12 protein-coding genes are annotated in these 12081 nt (G+C 70.0%); 2 read left to right on the top strand and 10 right to left on the bottom strand.

Annotated features, from left to right (window positions below; all coding sequences use genetic code 11):
• From pgl to rpmH, 9 genes are all read right to left on the bottom strand, one after another.
• Window positions 1-720, bottom strand: coding sequence for a 6-phosphogluconolactonase (gene pgl, locus FF100_RS21585; protein ID WP_139037807.1), 720 nt, complete (start codon window positions 718-720; stop codon window positions 1-3).
• Entirely contained in the window at window positions 717-2249 is a 1533-nt protein-coding gene (gene zwf, locus FF100_RS21590) for a glucose-6-phosphate dehydrogenase (protein ID WP_139037808.1), read from the bottom strand. The genes pgl and zwf overlap by 4 nt, the downstream gene beginning before the upstream one ends.
• Window positions 2246-3220: a phosphogluconate dehydrogenase (NAD(+)-dependent, decarboxylating) gene (gene gnd / locus FF100_RS21595; RefSeq protein WP_139037809.1), complete on the bottom strand. Its 975-nt coding sequence runs from the start codon at window positions 3218-3220 to the stop codon at window positions 2246-2248. Before gnd ends, zwf begins: the two co-directional genes overlap by 4 nt.
• Before the next feature lie 115 nt (window positions 3221-3335).
• Complete coding sequence (locus FF100_RS21600; protein ID WP_139037810.1) at window positions 3336-6167, bottom strand: bifunctional transaldolase/phosoglucose isomerase; 2832 nt, start codon at window positions 6165-6167, stop codon at window positions 3336-3338.
• Between the two features lie 112 nt (window positions 6168-6279).
• Window positions 6280-6651: a DUF423 domain-containing protein gene (locus tag FF100_RS21605; RefSeq protein ID WP_139037811.1), complete on the bottom strand. Its 372-nt coding sequence runs from the start codon at window positions 6649-6651 to the stop codon at window positions 6280-6282.
• Entirely contained in the window at window positions 6651-7331 is a 681-nt protein-coding gene (gene yihA, locus FF100_RS21610) for a ribosome biogenesis GTP-binding protein YihA/YsxC (protein ID WP_139037812.1), read from the bottom strand. Before yihA ends, FF100_RS21605 begins: the two co-directional genes overlap by 1 nt.
• A 1-nt stretch (window position 7332) precedes the next feature.
• On the bottom strand, window positions 7333-9171 hold the full coding sequence (yidC, locus tag FF100_RS21615; RefSeq protein ID WP_139037813.1) for a membrane protein insertase YidC: 1839 nt from the start codon (window positions 9169-9171) through the stop codon (window positions 7333-7335).
• A 111-nt stretch (window positions 9172-9282) separates the two neighbouring features.
• Complete coding sequence (locus tag FF100_RS21620; RefSeq protein WP_139037814.1) at window positions 9283-9807, bottom strand: ribonuclease P protein component; 525 nt, start codon at window positions 9805-9807, stop codon at window positions 9283-9285.
• Between the two features lie 12 nt (window positions 9808-9819).
• The gene (gene rpmH, locus FF100_RS21625) at window positions 9820-9954 is read right to left on the bottom strand and encodes a 50S ribosomal protein L34 (RefSeq protein ID WP_010300405.1); all 135 of its coding nucleotides are present in this window, start codon (window positions 9952-9954) and stop codon (window positions 9820-9822) included.
• 216 nt (window positions 9955-10170) lie between these two features.
• Here rpmH and FF100_RS21630 point away from each other — a divergent pair, with 216 nt between their 5' ends.
• Together FF100_RS21630 and rcdA are read left to right on the top strand one after the other, a co-directional pair.
• Complete coding sequence (locus FF100_RS21630; RefSeq protein ID WP_139037815.1) at window positions 10171-10377, top strand: DUF1192 domain-containing protein; 207 nt, start codon at window positions 10171-10173, stop codon at window positions 10375-10377.
• 616 nt (window positions 10378-10993) lie between these two features.
• Entirely contained in the window at window positions 10994-11518 is a 525-nt protein-coding gene (gene rcdA, locus FF100_RS21635) for a protease adaptor protein RcdA (RefSeq protein ID WP_139037816.1), read from the top strand.
• 123 nt (window positions 11519-11641) lie between these two features.
• On the opposite strand, the gene rpmE is transcribed toward rcdA, so the two are convergent.
• Entirely contained in the window at window positions 11642-11881 is a 240-nt protein-coding gene (gene rpmE / locus FF100_RS21640; protein WP_246102221.1) for a 50S ribosomal protein L31, read from the bottom strand.
• Between the last annotated feature and the right edge of the window lie 200 nt (window positions 11882-12081).

A 12081-nucleotide genomic window follows, 5' to 3' on the forward strand; every position in this document is an offset into this window, starting at 1 on the left:
TCAGCCCGCCGCCGCCTCGTCGAGCAGCCACACCGTCTCGCCCCGGGCCTTCGCATGGCCCGACGGCAGGTCCTCGCCAGCCGCGAGGCGGGCGAGCGGCGCCCGCTTGCCCGCGCCGGTGACCAGGAACAGGATCAGCGGCGTGGAGCCGAGGGCCGGCAGGGTCAGGCTGACCCGTGGCACGAAGGGCGCGAGGCCCGCTTCGGGCACCGCCACCACCCAGGCGTCGCGCTCGTTTGCCTCGGGCTTGCCCGGGAACAGCGAGGCGGTGTGGCCGTCCTCGCCGAGGCCGAGGAGCACGAGGTCGAAGAGCGGCCGGGCAGGGTCGAGGGCGTCGGCGCCGTACCAGGTCCGCAAGGTCGCCGCGTAGGCGTCGGCGGCGGCCTGCGCCGGGCGGTCGGTCGGGATCGGGTGCAGCTGGCCGTCCGGCACCCGATCCCCGAATGCCTCCTCGGCCAGGCGCCGGTTGCTGCCGGCCTCCGCATCGTCGCCGACCCGCTCGTCGCCGAAGAACCAATGCAGTCGGTCCCAGGGCAGCGCATCGCGAAACTCCGGCCCGGCGAGGAGCCGGTAGAGCAGCTTCGGGGTCGAGCCGCCCGACAGGCAGATCCCGACCCGATCCTGCGTCGCCGCTGCGACCGCGACCAGCCGCTCCGCCGCCGCGCGGGCGACGGCGTCGGAATCGGGCAGAACCTCGTGGCCCGCAGGGAGGGCGGTCATGGCTGATGCTCCAGCGAGCGCCAGGCGCGCCCATCCCGGGTCAACAGTTCATCCGCTTCCTTCGGTCCGGCGCTGCCGGCCCCGTAGGGGATGGTCGTGAGGTCGCCCTTGTCGGCGGCGTCGAGGATCGGCTGGACGATGCGCCAGCCGGCCTCGATCATGTCGGCGCGCTGGAACAGGGTCGGGTCGCCGATCATCGCGTCGTAGATCAGGGTCTCGTAGCCGGTGCTCGGCTCGGTCTTGAAGTAGTCCTTGTAGCAGAACCGCATGTCGACGCTGCCGAGCCGCACCGCCGGGCCCGGGACCTTGGCGCCGAATTGCAGCGAGATGCCCTCGTCGGGCTGGAGTTGCAGCACCAGCCAGTTCGGCACGTCCTCGCGCACGTTGGTGCCCTTGAACAGCGACAGCGGCGCCTGCTTGAAGCGGATCGCGATCTCGGTGTCGCGCCGGGTCATCGCCTTGCCGGTGCGCAGGTAGAACGGCACCCCCGCCCAGCGCCAGTTGTCGATGCCGAGCTTCAGGGCCACGAAGGTCTCGGTGTCGCTGTCGCCCGCGACCTCCGGCTCCTCGCGGTAATCCTTCACCGCCTTGCCCTGGACCTCACCCGCCGTGTAGCGGCCGCGCACCGCATCCTCGGGCCTGGCGGAGGGGGTGGCGAGCAGCACCTCCTCCTTCTTGTCGCGGACGGCCTCGGCCTCGAACGAGATCGGCGGCTCCATCGCCACCAGGGTGTAGAGCTGGAACAGGTGGTTCGGCACCATATCGCGGAGCGCGCCGGTGGCCTCGTAGAACTTGCCACGGCCCTCGACGCCCACGGTCTCGGCGACGGTGATCTGGACGTGGTCGATGTGATCGCGGTTCCACAAAGGCTCGAACAGGCCGTTGCCGAACCGGAACGCCATGATGTTCTGCACCGTCTCCTTGCCGAGGAAGTGGTCGATGCGGAAGATCTGGTCCTCGGACAGGACCTTCAGGATGTCGGCATCGAGCTGTTCCGCCGAGGGCAGGTCGTGGCCGAACGGCTTCTCGATGATCACCCGGCGCCAGCGATCCTCGCCCTCCTCGGTCAGCCCAGCCTCGCCGAGCCTCGCGATGGTCGGCCCGAACAGGCTGGCGGCGACCGCGAGGTAGAACAGCACGTTGCCGCCGTTCTCCTGGCCCGAGACCTCGGCGATCGTGCCCTTCAGCTCCTCGAAGGAGGCCGAATCCGACAGGTCGCCCGAGCGGTAGTGCACCCGCCCGACGAGATCGCTCCACACCCCCTCGTCGAACGCGCCGCCGCCGGCCTCGCCGCCCTTGGCGGTGATGAAGCCGCGCACGGTCTCGCTCAGCTCGGAGCGGAACTCCTCCGACGACATCTCCGAGCGGCTGACGCCGATCACGGAGAAGTCCTCCGGCAAGAGGCCCCAGCGGCCGAGATTGTAGAGCGCCGGCATCAGCAGCCGGTGGGTGAGGTCGCCGGTCGCCCCGAAGATCACCAGGGTGCAGGCGGGAGGGGGCGCGGCCCCCTCGGCCATGGAACTCGTCATTTCGGCTCCTGGTGGCCGCCGAAGCCCTTGCGCATCGCCGAGAGCAGCTTGTCGGCGTAGGTCGCACCCTGGCGCGAGCGGAAGCGGGCGTAGAGCGCGGCGGACAGAACGTGGGCCGGCACTGCCTCCTCGATCGCGGCGTTCAGGGTCCAGCGGCCCTCGCCGGAATCGGCGACGTGGCCCGAGAAGGCATCGAGGTTCTCGTCGCCGGCGAGCGCGGTCGCGGTGAGGTCGAGGAGCCAGGACGAGACCACGCTGCCCCGGCGCCACACCTCGGCGATGTCGCCGATATTCAGGTCGAAGCGCTGCGCCTCCGGCAGCTCGGTCGAGTTGGCGTGCCTGAGGATGTCGAAGCCCTCGGCATAGGCCTGCATCAGGCCGTACTCGATGCCGTTATGGATCATCTTGACGAAGTGGCCGGCGCCGCTCGGGCCGGCATGGATGTAGCCGTGCTCGGCGCGGGGGTCGCGGCCGTCGCGGCCCGGCGTGCGCTCCACCTCGCCGAGGCCCGGCGCCAGGGTCGAGAAGATCGGGTCGAGCCGGTCGACCGCCGCCTTGTGGCCGCCGATCATCATGCAATAGCCGCGCTCCAGACCCCAGACGCCGCCGGAGGTGCCGACATCGACGTAGTGCAGGCCCTTCTCGTCGAGCTCGGCGGCGCGGCGGATGTCGTCCTTGTAGAACGAGTTGCCGCCGTCGATGATCACGTCGTCGGGCTGCATCAGGCCGGCGATCTTCATCACCGTGACCTCGGTCGGGTCGCCGGCCGGCAGCATCACCCAGGCGGTGCGCGGCACGTCGAGCTTCGCGACGAAATCCTCGAGGCTGTCGGCGCCGACCGCCCCCTCCTGCACCAGGGCCGCCACGGCCTTGGGATCCTGGTCGAACACGACGGCCGTGTGCCCGTTGCGCAGCAGCCGGCGGACGATGTTGCCGCCCATCCGACCGAGACCGACCATGCCGAGTTGCATCGCGTCACTCCTCGCCGGCGAGGCCGGGGCCGGCGGCCCGTGGGCGTCGAGCCCTGTCTCGTCACTGGTCCGGTCCCCCGTTTCCGGATGGGAGAGGGGGGACCGGACAATTGCCCTAACTAAGCGCCGACTTCAGCCGGTCGAGCCCCTTCGCCACATCGCCCTTGATGTGGACGCGCAGGGCCCGGCGGCCGCGCTCGGAGAGCACGCCGAAATCGCCCCGCGCCTGGGCGGCGATCACCGTGGCGAAGCCGAGGCTCCGACCCGGGATGGCGAGATCGGGCGCCTCCGAGGTGATCTGCAGGAAGACGCCGCTGTCGGGCCCGCCCTTGTAGGCCTGGCCGGTCGAGTGCAGGAAGCGCGGCCCGAACTCGGCGCAGGTCGCGACGTGCTTGGCCTCGCGCAGCGCCACCCGGGCCTCCTGGAGCGGCTTCAGATGCTCCGGGTTGCGGGTGACGTAGGCGAGAAGGGCGACGTAGTCGCCCGGACCCACCCGCGCGATCTGCGCCTTGATCCAGCTGTCGGGATCCGAGCCGGCACCGGCCTGGCGCAGGGCCTCGGCATTGCCGGCATCCGTATAGAGGGCCAGCCCGTCATCCTCCGCCACCGGCGTCTCGGCCGGCAGGGCGCCGTTCGTCTCCGCGGCCGAGAACAGCTCGCGGGTCTTGATCTTGCTCGCCTCGACATCGGGCTGGTCGAACGGGTTGATGCCGAGCACCGCGCCCGCCACCGCCGTGGCGATCTCGAAGCGGAAGAATTCCTGCGGCAGGCTCGCCTTGGCGGCGAGCGCGATCCGCACCACCGGGTGGCCGGCCTCCTCCAGCGCCTTGACCGCCGCGTCCTGCGCGGCATCCGCCCCCTCGTCGAGGCGCAGGTACACGAAGACCCGGTCCTTGCCATAGGCAGCGGGAGCGGCCAGGGGCTCGCCGTCGATCGGGATGAGGCCCTTGCCCTCCTTGCCGGTCGATTCGGCGATCAGCTGCTCGGCCCAGGCACCGAAGGTGCCGATGCCCGGCGACGCGATCAGCGTGACCTTGTCGCGGCCCTGTTCGGTCGCGGCCTTGCCCAGCACCAGGCCGAGCTGCACGCCCGGATTCAGGTCCGGCGGCACGTCGGAGCCGCAGGAGCGCACCATGGTGCGGGCGCTCGCCAGGAACGCCGCCACGTCGAGGCCCATCGCAGCGGCCGGCACCAGGCCGAAGGCCGAGAGCACGGAGTAGCGCCCGCCGATCTGCTTCACGCCGTAGAAGATGCGCCGGAAACCGTCGTCCTTCGCTGCCTTCTCCATCGCCGAGCCGGGATCGGTCACGGCGACGAAGTGCCGGCCGGCCTTGTCGGGCCCGACCACGTCGCGCATCCGGCCGAGGAAGTAGTCGCGAAACACGTTGGGCTCGAGGGTGGAGCCCGACTTCGAGGCGACGATGAACAGGGTGCGCTCGAGGTTCACGGCGGCCTCGACCGCCCGGACCTCGTCCGGATCGGTCGAATCGAGGATGCGCAGGCGCGGGAAGCCCGGCTGCTGGCCGTAGGTCTCGGCCAGCACCTCCGGCCCGAGGCTGGAGCCGCCCATGCCGAGCACCACCGCGTCGGTGAAGCCCTCCTGCTTCACCTCCGCCGAGAAGGCGGCGTACTCGGCGGCCTTCCTGGCCTCGTCCTCGACGATGGTGAGCCAGCCGAGCCACTGCGCCTCGTCGGCGCCGCTCCACACGGAGGCGTCGCGCTGCCACAGGCGGCGCACCAGCCTGTCCTTGCGCCAGGTCTCGATGGCCTTCTTCAGCGTCTCGTCGAGGCTTCCGAGCGAGAGCGCCTGCCGGTCGAGCCCGGCGCCCAGGAATGTCTGGCGCTTGCCGGCGACCGCGCCGAGCAGCTTGTCGGCGGCGTCGACGAAGAGCTGCACGCCCTCCTCGACGAGCTGGCGCGCCACCGCGTCGATGTCGATGCCGGCCTTGGCGAGATGGGCCATCACCCGCTCGGCCTCGTCGACGCCCTCTTCCAGGCTCGCCCGCACCTTGCCGTGGTCGCGGAAGGCATCCATCGTCGCCGGCGGGATGGTGTTGACGGTGTTGGGGCCGATCAGCTCCTCGACGTAGAGCACGTCGGAATAGGCCTTGTTCTTGGTGCCGGTGGAGGCCCAGAGCAGGCGCTGCGGATGGGCGCCCTTCTCGGCGAGCGTGTGCCAGCGATCCCCGGCGAACAGCCGCTTGTAGCGCTGGTAGGCGAGCTTGGCGTTGGCGATCGCGACCTTGCCCTTGAGGCCTTCCAGGGCGGCCTTCTCGTCCGGATCGTTGGCCGCCGCGATCTTCTCGTCCAGCAGCTTGTCCACCGCCGCGTCGATGCGGCTGATGAAGAAGCTCGCCACGCTCGCGACCCGGCCGATGTCGCCACCCTTGCCCGCGAAGGTCTCCAGACCCTCGATATAGGCGCTGGCCACCTCCTCGTAGGTGTCCTGCGCGAAGAGCAGCGTGACGTTGATGCTGATGCCGTCGGCCGTGAGGTCACGGATCGCCGGGATGCCCGCGGGCGTCGCCGGCACCTTCACCATGAGGTTGTCGCGGGCCACGGCCTTGTGCAGGCGCCGCGCCTCCGCCAGGGTCTCCGCGGTGTCGAGGGCGAGATAGGGCGACACCTCCAGGCTGACGAAGCCGTCCTGGCCGCCGCTCGCGTCGAAGACCGGACGCAGCACGTCCGCGGCGGCCTGGATGTCGGCGATGGCCAGCCCCTCGTAGAGGTCGATCACCCGCTCGTCGCCCGCCGCCTTCAAGGCGTCGTCGTACTCGTCCGAATGGCCGATCGCCTTCTCGAAGATCGCCGGGTTCGAGGTCACGCCACGCAGGCCGTCCTCGTCGACCAGCCGCTTGAGACCACCCTCCTGGACGAAGCCCCGGGCCACGAAATCGAGCCAGACGGCCTGGTCCTGTTCGGCGTGCAGCGTCTTGAGCGGGTTCATGCCTGGGTCTCCGCGTGTTTGCCGCAGATGTGGACCGCAGGGGGGTTCTGTCCAGGGGGGAGGAGTAAAGGAAGCTTGGCCGTAAGGAAGAAAACGGCCCCGGGGCTGGGTGTCAGCGCTTGGCCGGCACGAGCGCCGCGATCGCGACCAGGATCCAGCCGAGGATCAAAATCATGCCGCCGCTCGGCGCGGCCATCGGAAACAGCGGCACCTGCAGCAGCGCCCGCACCGAGAGATCGCCGGAGAACAGCGCCAGGCCGAGGGCCAGGGCAAATCCCGCTGCCCGGGCTACCCCGGGATGCGCCCGCCCGCTGCCGGCGTGGAGCGCGAGGGCGAGAAGGGCAGGGGCATGGAACAGCAGAAACTGCGCTGCCGTCGCGAGGCTCGTCGCCCCGGCGATATGGGCAGCCGCCGCCGACAGGCCGACGCCGAGCGCGCCGGCGAGGCCGGCGAGCGCGACAAGGGCGCGATCGGCGGGGTGCATCACTCGCCGCGCTCGGACAGCAGCCGGGCGATGCTGGCGCGCAGGTCCGTCACGCCGTCGTCGGTGCGGCTCGAGGTCAGGATGATCTCGGGATAGGCCGCCGGCCGCCGGGCGATGGCCGCCCTCGTGGCATCGAGCCGGGATTCCATCTCGCCCTTCTTGAGCGCGTCCGACTTCGTCAGCACGATCTGGTAGGAGACCGCGGCCTTGTCGAGCCCGTCCAGCACCTCGGCGTCGTTCGGCTTGATGCCGTGGCGCGAGTCGATCAGCACGTAGACCCGGGCGAGGTTGGCCCGGCCGCGCAGGTAGGCGTGGATCAGCTCGGTCCAGGCCGCGACCTTGGCCTTCTCGACCGCGGCGTAGCCGTAGCCCGGCATGTCGACGAGGATGAGCTTGCCGCCGCCCACGTCGAAGAAGTTGAGCTGCTGGGTGCGGCCGGGCGTATGCGAGGTCCGCGCCAGGGCGTTGCGGCCGGTGAGCGCGTTGATCAGGCTCGACTTGCCGACGTTGGAGCGGCCCGCGAAGGCGATCTCGTGACCCCGCATCGGCGGCAGGATCTCGAGCTTGTCGGCGGCGTAGAAGAAGTCGGCGGAGCCCGCGAAGAGCAGCCGCCCCGCTTCGCGCAGGGCGGCCTCCTTCTCGGCCTCGGCAAGGGTCTCGTGCTGAGGCTGATCGCTCATCTCAGCTCTTGGCCTTCGCCGTCTTCGGTGCGCGGGAGAACGTCGAGCGCAGGTTGTCCCACAACTCCACCTTCACCCCGTTGCGCCGCATGATCACGTATTGCTGGATCACCGACAGGGTGTTGTTCCAGGCCCAGTAGATCACCAGGCCGGCCGGGAACGAGCCGAGCATGAAGGTGAAGATGATCGGCATGAAGGTGAAGACCTGCGCCTGGACCGGGTCCGGCGGCGCGGGGTTCATCTTCATCTGCACGAACATCGTGATGCCCATGATGATGGGCCAGATGCCGAGGTGGAGGAAGTCCGGCGGGGTGTAGGGGAGCAGGCCGAACAGGTTGAAGATCGAGGTCGGGTCCGGCGCCGCGAGGTCGCGGATCCAGCCGAAGAACGGCGCGTGCCGCATCTCGATGGTGACGAACAGCACCTTGTAGAGCGCGAAGAAGACCGGGATCTGCACCAGCACCGGCCAGCAGCCGGCGACCGGATTGATCTTCTCCTTCTTGTACAGCTCCATCATCGCCTGCTGCTGCTTCACCTTGTCGTCGGCGTAGCGCTCGCGGATGGCGGTCATCTCCGGCTGGACGGCCTTCATCTTGGCCATCGAGACGTAGGAGCGGTTGGCGATCGGCAGGAACAGCAGCTTCAGCAGGAAGGTGACGACCAGGATCGACACGCCGAAATTGCCGAAGAGCCGGTAGAAGAAGTCCAGCGCCTTGAACATCGGCTTGGTGATGAAGTAGAACCAGCCCCAGTCGATCAGCAGATCGAAGCGCTTGATGCCGAGCGACTTCTCGTAGCCGTCGATGGTGCCGACCTCCTTGGCGCCGGCGAAGAGGTGCTGCTCGGAGGTGACGGTGGCGCCGGGGGCGAGCGACTTGGCCTCGCCGAGGCTGCTCGCCTGGTAGACCTTGGTGGCGCCCTCGTCGCGCTCGGTGAACGAGCCGGTATAGGCGGTCTTCTGGTCCGGGATGGTGGTGGCGGCCCAGTACTTGTCGGTGATGCCGAGGAAGCCGCCGGTCACGCCGGCCCAGGAATGGCCGCGGGTACCGGGCGCGCCCAGCGGGTTCTCCTTGGCGAGCTTGTCGTAGGTGAATTCCTGCAGGCCCTGGTCGCCGAGCACGCCGATCATGCCCTCGTGGAGCACGTAGTAGCCCTGGGTGTGCGGCTTGCCCCAGCGCGAGACCAGGCCGTACGAGTAGAGCGTGACGGGGTTGGCGCCCTTGTTCTCGACCGCGTCGGCGACCGTGAACATGAACTTGTCGTCGACCGAGATGGTCCGGCGGAAGGTGAGGCCGGCGCCGTTGTCCCAGGTCAGGACCAGGGGCTTCTGCGGCGTCAGCACGTCGCCCTCGGCGGTCCAGAGCGTGTCGCCGCCCGGCAGCGGGCCGGCATTCTGGCCGACCCAGCCGAACTCCGCGTAGTACGGGTTGGCCGAGCCGATCGGCGACAGAAGCTCGATGCGCGGCGAGCTGTTGCTGACCGTCTCGTGGTAGTTCTTCAGCAGCACGTCGTCGACGCGGCCGCCCTTGAGCGCCACCGAGCCGGCCAGCGCCGGGGTGTCGATGCGCACCCGCGGCGAGCGGGCGAGCGCCTCGTCACGGCTCGCCGCCTGTGCCGGGTTGCCGCCGGGCGCGCCCGGCAGGGTGCCGGGCAGCGGGGAGGCGGGGCCGCCCTCGCGTGGGCTCGCCGCCGGACCGTCCTTCGCCGCCTGCGCCTGCTTGGCCAGCTGCTCCTGACGCTGGCGCTCGACCTGCGGCGCGCTGACGAAGTAGTTCCAGCCGAGCAGCACCGCCAGCGACAGCGCGACGGCGATGATCATGTTCGTCTTGTCGTTACCCATGGACCCGCGACGCCTGCCGCCAAAAGAGCGGGGCCGAGGGCGGGCCTGGCGGCCCGTATCCCGGCCCTCACGACCAACACGACGAGGCGATTCCGGCTGCCCGGGATCGCCTCACGAATTCCGTTTCGGGGCGGACGGCCCCGGTCCCGGGGCTGCCCCCGGCTTGCCAGCCTTCTGGCCCGCGCCCCGGCCCTTGCCGCCGCCCTTGCCGCGTCCCGGCCTGCCCCCGTCCGCGGAAGACGGTTTCGGTCCCCGCGGTTTCGTGACGATGCCGAGGGCCTGGCGGACATCCTCGATCAGCTGCGCGAAGGGCGCCGCGAGGGCGTCGCGCCGGCCGATCAGCACCACGTCGGCCGCCGTGTCGCGCTGGCCCGCGCCCGCCTGACCGGCCGCGATCTGCGCCGCGACCTTGAGGCGGCGGCGGATGCGGTTGCGCTCGGTGGCGTGGCCTTCCCGCTTCGTCACGGTGAAGCCCACGCGCAGGCCGCCCGGCGGTCCATCGTCCCGCAGGCGGCCCTGTGCCGTCAGGCGCTCGGTATGAAAACGGCGGCCCTTGGCCGCCGCCAGATAGTCCGGGCGCCGGGTGATCCGGCCGATCGGCGGCGGACCGCCGGGCTTCGCGGCGCTCTCCGGCACCGCGCGCCGACCTTACGCCGAAAGGCGCTTGCGGCCGCGGGCGCGGCGGGCGGCGATCACCTTGCGGCCGCCGACGGTGGCCATGCGGGCACGGAAGCCGTGGCGGCGCTTGCGCACGAGCTTCGACGGTTGATAGGTTCTCTTCACGGCTCGTTCTCCGAAGGCCGGGGCCGGCCGGGCGCGTGGCGCCGCCGAGGCCCTCGTGGTCCAGAATGTCTCGACGAAAGCGAACCGCGCCCGAATGGGGCGCGGTCACGTCGCGCCGGTGTATGGCGGAATGGCCCCTGCGAGTCAATCGCGTTAAGGATCGCCCTAAGGACCATTCCGGGTGTCCGGGACGGGCGTCCGCAGGGGAGGATACCGATGTTTGACGACGCCGAGAACCGGCCGCGGCCGCAAGGCCAGCATCAGATCGGCCAGCATCAGATCGGCCAGGATCTCTCCGCCCTGTCGGTGTCCGACCTCGACGAGCGGATCGATGCCCTGCGGCGCGAGATCGCCCGGCTCGAGGAGGACCGGCGTCGCAAGCAGGCCTCGCAGGAGGCGGCGCGGGCGGCGTTCAAGTTCTGATGTGGGATAGGAACGGGCATGTCCCGTTTCGGGACGTCTCGGGGCGTCACTATCGTTCTTGAGGTGCGCGCCCTCTCATCGACGCAGGGTTGCCGGGGGCCAGCGTCAAGCGGGGGCTTTCTCGTCGTCTCACCCGCGGCAGGGCTCTCCGCGGGGCGAAGCGATCGTCCGCGCCGCATCCGGCCACCGACGATCGGGTGAGACGTCCGCCGCCCTCCGGCGGAGGCCCCCTCCTATCCGATTGCGCTGCGGGCGCTTTCCCTACCCCGCTCGATCCGCATTAACCATTTTTTAAGCCTTCCGGGCGATAACCAAACCCGTCCAGCTTTCTGGATGTCGAGTGGTCTCTGTCCACTCTGTTTGATGCCTCCCTGTACGACTCTTTCAGCCGCCCCCCTGTGGGCGGCTTTCTTTTTTCCGGTTTCCCCGCTGTCCCGGCGGAATTTTCCCCAGCCCACGGATCGCCCGTCCCCCGGCCGCGTTGGCGTTAAGGTTAAGGACTGGTTGACGGGGCGCGTCCCGCGCTCTGGCGTTATCGTTGCGCCAGACAGCCCGAGCGCACCGTGGATGTCCCGTATCGAGGCGGGACCGGCGTCGCGGTGGCACAGGAGGGATCATGGGCGTGATGGACGTGATGTTTCGGGACGAGCAGCCCACCGTGCGCTTCGGCGAGACCTTCGTGGCGTCCGAGGGGTTCAAGATGCTGTTCCGCGAGGGCATGACCCTCGTCGAGGAGACCGCCGCCTACCTCGACGGTCCCGGCCGCGACGAATCGCGCCTGCTCGCCCGCCACGCCGCCCTGACCTATGCCAGCGAGAGCATGCGGCTCACCACCCGGCTGATGCAGATCGCATCATGGCTGCTGGTGCAGCGCGCCGTGTCCGAGGGCGAGCTGAGCCTGAGCGAGGCCGCCGAGGAGAAGACCCGGGTACGCCTCACCGCCGTCGAGCCGAACGAGACCGCGCCGGTCCTCGTCGCCGAGCTGCCACTGTCGCTCCAGGCCCTGATCGGCCAGTCGAAGCGCTTGCATGCCCGCATCCTCCACCTCGACAAGCTGATCTCCGACGACCGCCCCACCCCGGAGCCGCGGGTGAGCCCGGTCTTCGCCCAGCACGACCTGCTGCGGGTCGCCTTCGGTTGAGACCCTTGCGGGGGAGGGCGCCCATCGCGTCCTCCCCGGCACGACAGCGCCCGGGTGTCGGGCACGAAAAAAGCCCCGGCCTTGCGGCCGGGGCTTTTTTCGCGCGAAGCAGGGCCGTCAGGCTTACTTCTTGGCGTTGAACGAGATGCCGGCGAAGCGCGAGTTGAAGCGCGAGAGGCGGCCGCCGCGATCCAGGAGCTTCTGCTCGCCGCCGGTCCAGGCCGGATGCGTGCTCGGATCGATGTCGAGGTTCAGGGTGTCCCCCTCCTTGCCGTAGGTGGAGCGGGTCATGAACGAGCTGCCGTCGGTCAGCACCACCTTGATGAAGTGGTAATCCGGGTGCTCGGTCGCGGTGCGGGCCACCTTGGGGGTCGCGACCGACTTGCCGGCGGGGATCGCCTGCTTGGCGACGGGGGCTGCTTGCTTTGCCATGACGAATTCCTAGAGTGCGACCCGCGCCGAACGCTCCGCTTCGGGCCGCGGCCATTGATCGCGCGTAATCGGATGAGCGGCGGCCTATACCTCACCTCCGTGCGCCAAACAAGCGCCGGCACCCCGGACAC

It is taken from the genome of Methylobacterium terricola, assembly GCF_006151805.1.
GTDB classification, from domain to species: domain Bacteria; phylum Pseudomonadota; class Alphaproteobacteria; order Rhizobiales; family Beijerinckiaceae; genus Methylobacterium; species Methylobacterium terricola.

Excerpts from the sequence above, each read along its gene's own strand:
- pgl (WP_139037807.1), bottom strand. The coding sequence starts at position 720 with ATGACCGCCCTCCCTGCGGGCCACGAGGTTCTGCCCGATTCCGACGCC.
- zwf (WP_139037808.1), bottom strand. The coding sequence starts at position 2,249 with ATGACGAGTTCCATGGCCGAGGGGGCCGCGCCCCCTCCCGCCTGCACC.
- gnd (WP_139037809.1), bottom strand. The coding sequence starts at position 3,220 with ATGCAACTCGGCATGGTCGGTCTCGGTCGGATGGGCGGCAACATCGTC.
- FF100_RS21600 (WP_139037810.1), bottom strand. The coding sequence starts at position 6,167 with ATGAACCCGCTCAAGACGCTGCACGCCGAACAGGACCAGGCCGTCTGG.
- FF100_RS21605 (WP_139037811.1), bottom strand. The coding sequence starts at position 6,651 with ATGCACCCCGCCGATCGCGCCCTTGTCGCGCTCGCCGGCCTCGCCGGC.
- yihA (WP_139037812.1), bottom strand. The coding sequence starts at position 7,331 with ATGAGCGATCAGCCTCAGCACGAGACCCTTGCCGAGGCCGAGAAGGAG.
- yidC (WP_139037813.1), bottom strand. The coding sequence starts at position 9,171 with ATGGGTAACGACAAGACGAACATGATCATCGCCGTCGCGCTGTCGCTG.
- FF100_RS21630 (WP_139037815.1), top strand. The coding sequence starts at position 10,171 with ATGTTTGACGACGCCGAGAACCGGCCGCGGCCGCAAGGCCAGCATCAG.
- rcdA (WP_139037816.1), top strand. The coding sequence starts at position 10,994 with ATGGGCGTGATGGACGTGATGTTTCGGGACGAGCAGCCCACCGTGCGC.